The 464-nt window shown below is 71.8% G+C and carries 1 protein-coding gene; it reads right to left on the reverse strand.

Going from position 1 to position 464, the window contains the following annotated elements:
- Positions 1–464, reverse strand: a 464-nt coding sequence (locus tag ACLD7X_RS18845; RefSeq protein WP_411425209.1) for an outer membrane protein assembly factor BamB family protein, incomplete at both ends; no start/stop codon positions are given.

Here is a 464-nt window from a genome sequence, read left to right on the forward strand (position 1 = left end):
CGAGAGGAACTACTCCGTTGCCTACCGTCAACCCTAACGTCCCCGCCGCCTCGAGCGCCTGGACCCAGCGCACCGCGCCCGTCGCTGCGTCAAGCGCCGTCACCCGGCCAAATCCTGTCGTCACATAGACCGTCGCCCCGTCCGTCGCGATCCCGCCGCCCGAACCGTCGCTCGGGTCATCGGCGGGCGGCGTCAGGTCGGCGCGCCACAGCACCGCACCCCCCGTCGAGGTCGCCTGCACCTGCGCCTGCGAATCGAGCGTGAAGACCCGCCCCCCGGCGATGACCGGATCGGCGGTGATCCGCACGCGCCGCCCGTTGCCCGCGCCGATATCGACCGAAAAGAGCAGCGCCAGCGTGCCGCCCAGCGCCGGATGCGCAATCTGGTGCGAAGGTCCGCCGCCGCGATGCGTCCAGTCGGCGTTGAGTTGCGCAGGCGGCAGCGCGATCGGCTCTGCCCTGTTC

Source organism: Aphanothece microscopica RSMan92 (assembly GCF_046613545.2).
GTDB lineage: Bacteria > Cyanobacteriota > Cyanobacteriia > PCC-6307 > Cyanobiaceae > NIES-981.